General features: G+C 51.4%; 2 protein-coding genes and 1 pseudogene. All 3 read right to left on the bottom strand.

The window, feature by feature from the left end; all coding sequences use genetic code 11:
• Window positions 1-1,396, bottom strand: a pseudogene (locus tag ACYVGO_RS38270) (hypothetical protein); the annotation flags it as partial.
• Between the two features lie 418 nt (window positions 1,397-1,814).
• On the bottom strand, window positions 1,815-5,396 hold the full coding sequence (locus ACYVGO_RS38265; protein ID WP_460974072.1) for a putative Ig domain-containing protein: 3,582 nt from the start codon (window positions 5,394-5,396) through the stop codon (window positions 1,815-1,817).
• Window positions 5,372-6,183: hypothetical protein (locus tag ACYVGO_RS38260; protein WP_460974071.1), on the bottom strand; the 812-nt coding region annotated here is incomplete at its 5' end. The genes ACYVGO_RS38265 and ACYVGO_RS38260, both read right to left, overlap by 25 nt.

The following is a 6,183-nucleotide window of genomic DNA, read 5'->3' as shown; positions in this document are numbered from 1 at the left end:
TTAGTGTCCCCGTGGTGGGATTGGTCAGGCTGATCACCACGTTGGACGAGTAGGTATTGGTCGCTGTTTGACAGAGTCCAGCAGTGGCTACGGCGCTGATGGAACAATTAGGGCCGGCGGAACAGGAGGTAGGAGCCGTATAAGTGGTACTAGCAGTTGAGCAGCCGGGTAAGCTAACCACGACTGTATGATTAGATCCGTTTGAAATTAAATTATCAAGGGTAGCCGTGAAGGTAGTTGAGCTGCCTGCGGTAGTGGCAAAGGTCAGGCTTTGTGGACCATCTGTTATCGCCAACGTTCCTGCGGTCGGATTGGTCAACGTGATAAGAGCTGTTGTCGAGTAGGTGTTGGTAAGAGGTGTACAGAGTCCGGGAGTGGCTACTATACTTACTTGACAGCAGGTTGTTGGTAGCAGAACTGCTGTTACATCGGTGTAACAACCCGAGGCATTGTAAACCCGGACGGTGTACGATTGAGCTGTAACTGGGTTCGCCAGATTGGCTGCAATAATGCCCCCTGCTGGAATAGCCTTGGCCGCGCCAGATAGAGAAGCCGCCGGGTTGAAATCAGTGCCCAGTGAGTATTGATAGGTGTAACCAGAACGAAAGTTGCTTAAGATAATCTGACCATTTGCCTGAGGTACAGTACCTAGGCACATTGCAGGAGTGGCAATAGCTCCGAAGGTAGGCAGGGTATCTTCTTCAACAATAAAAGGACAGCAACTAAAATCCGGGCACTTTCCTGTTACATTATCAACGGCCAGACTGTATGTGCCTGGTGCGGTTATATCGAGTATGTTGGTCGTTTGACTGGTAAGCTCAATGTCATTTCTGAACCATTTATAGGAAGATCGGCCTGGAGCTGCTGTTAAACGAATCTGATAGGTATCTCCCGCACAAAAAATAACGGGTATAGTCGTACAAACAGTAGCCGTATCACCTGGTATGGTTGCCTGATTGTAAAGAATACCTGAGCTATCGGCAGCCGCCTGATAGGTAAGGCTTACACTCTGATTTACGGCTAGAGAGGCTACTTTCCACAGACGAATAGGTGTGCCTTGTGTTAAGGTAGTACCTGTTGGAACCGTAGCTGAACCTGTTACAAAGTTGAGCCCGGTAGACATTGAGTCTCGGACAACAACATTGGTAGCGGTGGTAGTACCCGTATTCGTCAATACTACCGTATAGGTCATTACATTCCCGATCTTTGCTTTGCTCTTGTCGACCAACTTGTCCAGGGAAAGTTGAGTATCAGTAGATTGTGCCGAGGTTGCCTGACCAAAAAGTAGGAATAGGGCTAATGCGCCTGGAAAGCCGCATTTAACCAATCTAAATCGAAACCAAAACGTACTGAAAACTAAGAGGAAAGTGAATGGGTCAGGTAATAACTTGAGCATATGACAGAGCAGTTGAGTACAGAAGTCGATTTGTTCATAAATCAGAAACTGCATAGCAAAGCCTGTGCCATATATGACTACATATTATTATTGATAAGTTTTATTTTGTATATTATACGTATTATAGATTTATGTAAATTTATTATTGTCTAGTTTTAGTTAATTATTGTATTGTATCGGTAACTTTTATTGAGCCCTGATTAAGCCTAAAACAACTCTATTTAGATCTATACGTTCTTTGTTCAATCGTTTGAGCCCAGAGCCATACAAAGTTGAGTCATCAATTAGGCTCAAAATATAACTCATCAAAGGTCTAGTTGAACTAACAAAAAGACCATCCGAAAGCAGTGCTGAGTCATCAGCAAACTACTTTCGGATGGTCTTTTTGTTGTAGTAGGTGTTTTTAACACCCACCGATTTACAGGCCCTGGCGTCTAACCCCTTTAGTCTGTTTGATTACCAACGGTACACATACTGCTTCTGGGCAACCACACGGATTTGGTAAGAGCATCACCGTCACATCCGTGTAACAACCTGAGGCATTGTACACCCGAATCGTATAGGCCTGAGCCACCACGGGATTTGCCAAATTACTCACGATCACTCCACCTGCTGGAATCACCTTGGCTGAGCCCGACAGCGGAGCCGCTTCGTTGAAACTGCTTCCCAGCGAGTACTGGTAGGTGTAGCCTGTTTTGAAGGTACTCAGCACGATCTTACCATTGGCCTGGGGTGTGTTACCTGTACAGGTAACGGGCACAGCCTGTGCCTGGAAGGTGGGCAGCGTGTCCTCTTCGACGATGAAGGGGCAACAACTGAAGTCGGGGCAGTTCCCCGATACGTTATCGACGGCCAGGCTATAGGTGCCCGGTGCAGTTATATTCAGCACATTGGTAGTTTGTCCTGGAATTTCTACCGAGCCATTGAACCAACGATAAGAGGAACGACCTGCCGGTGCAGTCAGCTGGAAAAGATAGGTATCACCTGAGCAGACTATAACGGGTACTGAGGTACACACGGTTACGGTATCACCGGGGATTGTGGCTTTATTATAGAGAATGCCCGAACTATCGGCAATAGCCTGCAAGGTCATGCTCACACTTTGCCCGGCCGAGAGGGTCGCTACTTTCCAGGTACTGGTCGGTGTGCCCTGGGTAAACGTAGTTCCTGCGGGAGCTGTGGCTGAGCTTACTACATAACGTAGCCCCGTTGTCATTGAATCCTGAACCACCACATTCGTTGCCAGAGTCGTCCCACTGTTGGTGAGAACAAGGGTGTAAGTGAGCACATCCCCGATTTTGGCTTTGGACTTATTAACTAGTTTATCCAGCACCAGCTTAGTGCCAACAGGTTGCGTGCAGGAACCAGGCGCTGTATACGTAGTTGTAGTAGTTGAGCAACCGGGCAAGCTAGCCGTCACGTTGTGTGAACTACCGTCAGAAACCAATCCAGTAAATACGGCTGCGAAAGAGGCTGAGCTAGCAACCGTAGTCGCAAACGTAATGCTTGTTGGTCCATCCGTGATACTCAACGTACCCGCTGTTGTCACGTTTTTAAGGTTGACTACTACTGTTGTGCTAAACGTATTGGTGGCAGATGCACAGACCCCGGCTGTAGCTATCGCACTGACCGAACAGACCTGAGCTACAGAACAACTCGCCGGTGCCGTATAGGTGGTGTTGGTGGTCGAGCAACCGGGCAGCGAAGCTGTTACGGTATGGCTAACCCCATCGGCGATCAAGCCGTTGAAGACGGCCGTGAAGGTGGCCGGATTGGTCGCAGTGGCAGCAAAAGTCAAACTCTGCGCACCATTGGTAATGGTTAACACACCTGCTGTTGGGTTTGATAACCGAACCACAGCTGTGGCTGAGTAGGTATTAGTAGCTGCTGAGCACTGGCTGGGTGTTACAGAAGAGATGCTTACACTACAAGGGCAGTTAACTGTAGCCACTGTTGTAGCAGAGCAGTTGGCTGCATCGGTTACAGTTAATGAATAGGTACCATTTGCCGCGTTTGCAATGACCCCATTAGGCTGTTGGTCTATTATATTCACCTTCCAACCCATATTACCGTGTAAATTACAATTGTAATAAATTAGGTCTGGCGTTGTGGCTGATGGTGTGAAGGTAAGTATACCACTCGTTGCGCCAGCATTAGTGACGCCTGCTGTAATTATGACGCCAGCATTTGCGGCTCCGCCTACGGGGCTAGTCGTAAATTCAAATGGATGACCGGGCGAATTCACATTAAAGCTGTACTTGACCCCGCGCACTAACGTTAGCTCTTTTCCCTGTACACCATTGATAACATAGCCTGCTGAAAAACCAACACCAAAGTAAGGATGAGTTACGTCTTTCGCTGCAACGGTAACGTTCATGGTCGGCCCAATCCAGTTGTAGTTATACGGTGTTGTGCCGCCTGTGATGGAAGGTGTAATCGTACTACATACACTGGAGACAATTGTTGCACTCATGGAACAGACCGGTGTTGCGGAACAACTCGCCGGTGCCGTATACGTGGTGCTGGTGGTCGAACAGCCAGGCAGCGACGCCGTTACGGTGTGACTGATCCCATCGGCGGGCAGGCCGCTAAAGGTCGCCGTGAAGATGCCCGAGTTGGTTGCCGTGGTGGCAAAGGTAAAACTCTGAGCACCATTTGTGATGGTTAGTACACCGGCTGTTGGGTTGGCCAGGGTTACCACGGCGGTGGCCGAATAGGTATTGGTGGCACTGACGCAGTTGCCAGGGGTGACTACCGCACTCAGGGAGCAGACTGGAGACAGCTCGATCTGGAGCACCGCCAATGGTCGGATGGCCGAACAACTCTGGCTATCGGTGATGCGGATGCTGGTCGAGAAACTGCCTGAGTTGGTGGGTATTCCGCTAAGCACACCCGTAGTCGGGTTGAGGGTGATACCGGCGGGCAGGCTGCCGCTGGCCATCGAGAAGCTGTAGGGGGCAGTTCCTCCGGTGGCGGTGATGGTAGCGCTGTAGGGTTGTCCAACGGTACCGATAGGCAGACTACTGGTGGTCAGGCTCACCGTACAGGCGGTCGTTGACTGAATCGAGATAGACGTAGCGGTTGTACAGGGGCCGGTGATGCAGGTGGCCGAGTAGACGTTGGTGCCAGTGGTGGGAGTGACCACAATGCTGAGCACTCTCTCGCCAGTTGACCAGGCAATGGTGCCCGTACAGCCCACCGCAACCAGATTGACGGGGGTGCCTGCGGCTACCAGGGTGCTACTGGTTTGCAGACTCAGAACAGCGGGCACCATGATCGTCACGGTCCCCACAGCGGTAGCGCTTGAAGAGGCAGTTGTGCAGGTGGCCGTGTAGCTGGTGTTGGTCGTGAGAGCCGGGGTCACCAGGGTGGGGCCTGTATCGCCGGTGTTCCAGCTTACGGTACCCGCACACGTAATAGCGGTCAGGGTAGCGGAACTACCGGCACAGATTATAGCCGAAGAGGCAATAATCGAGGCTGCATCTGTGCAGGATGCCGGGCCCGTGTAGGTGGCTGTAGCTGTATTGCAACCCGGTAGACTCACAGTCACCATGTGGCCCAGTCCGTCAGAAGGTAAGCCATTGAAGACCGCCGAGGTAGTAACCGTACCAACAGAGGCTGGCACCACAAACGTGATACTATTGACCCCATCGGCAACCGTCATTGTACCCGCCGTGGGATTGCTCAGCGTCACCAGTACCGTGCTGGAATACGTGTTCGTGGCCGTGGCGCAACTGCCTGCACTGGCTACTGCACTCACCGAACAAGCGGGTGCGCTGGTACACGAAGCCGAAGCGGTATAAGTCGTAGACGCGGTTCCGCAACTGCTGCTGGTCAATGTTACGGTATGGATGGCTCCATCACTTTGCAGGGTGGTATAGCTGTAATTGATCGTGGTTGTACCCGCAGCCGCCGTCAGGGAGCGAACATAGCTGCCATCAGTGAGGGTAAGAGTCTGACTGATGGGGCTGTTGGTCAGTGTGATCGCACCTGATAGCACATATAGTTCGTTGTCGGATTACAGTTGGCACCACTGGCCGTCAGACTGAGGGCACAGACCGGAGTCGTCGAGCAAGACACCGGTGCGGTATAGGTAGTGTTGTTGGTCGAGCAACCCGGCAGCGAAGCCGTTACGGTATGACTGGTGCCGGTAGAAAGCAAGCCAGGGAAAACCACGATAAAGGTGTTCCGGGCAGCGGTCGTCGTGGAGAAGGTCTGGGTTAGGGCTCCGTCTCCAATGGTGATTATGCCAGTTGATGGGTTTTGGACAGTGACAACCACTGTATTAGAGTAGGTATTAGTGGCTGGCTGACAGAGCCCAACAGTGGCCACGGCACTCAGACTACAAACTGGCACTATCGAACACGAAGCTGGTGCGGTATAGGTAGTGATGGTGGTTGAGCAATCGGGTAGCGAAGCCGTTACAGTATGAGTCGTTGCATTGGAGAGCAATCCATTGAAGGTCGCCGTAAAGGTGTTTTGGGCGTTAGCCGTCGTGGAGAAAGTCAGCGTCTGGGCACCGTCAATAATGGTTAAAGTACCTGCTGCTGGATTGCGTATCGTCACTACAACGGTTGAGGAATAGGTGTTCGTAGCTGTTTGGCAGAGTCCGGGCGTTGCCACTGCACTCATGGAGCAGATTGGAGTTACCGAACAGGATGCGGGAGCCGTGAACGTGGCCGTTGTGGTACCGCAACCAGGTAGACTGATGGTCGCCGTATGGCTAGCTCCATCGGAGGTGAGGCCATTAAATACGGCCGTAAACGTACCGGTATTGGCTGCCAGCG

Source organism: Spirosoma migulaei (assembly GCF_054776855.1).
The sequence above is the reverse complement of the archived record's forward strand: the minus strand, read 5'-3'. Positions and strand labels throughout refer to the sequence as shown.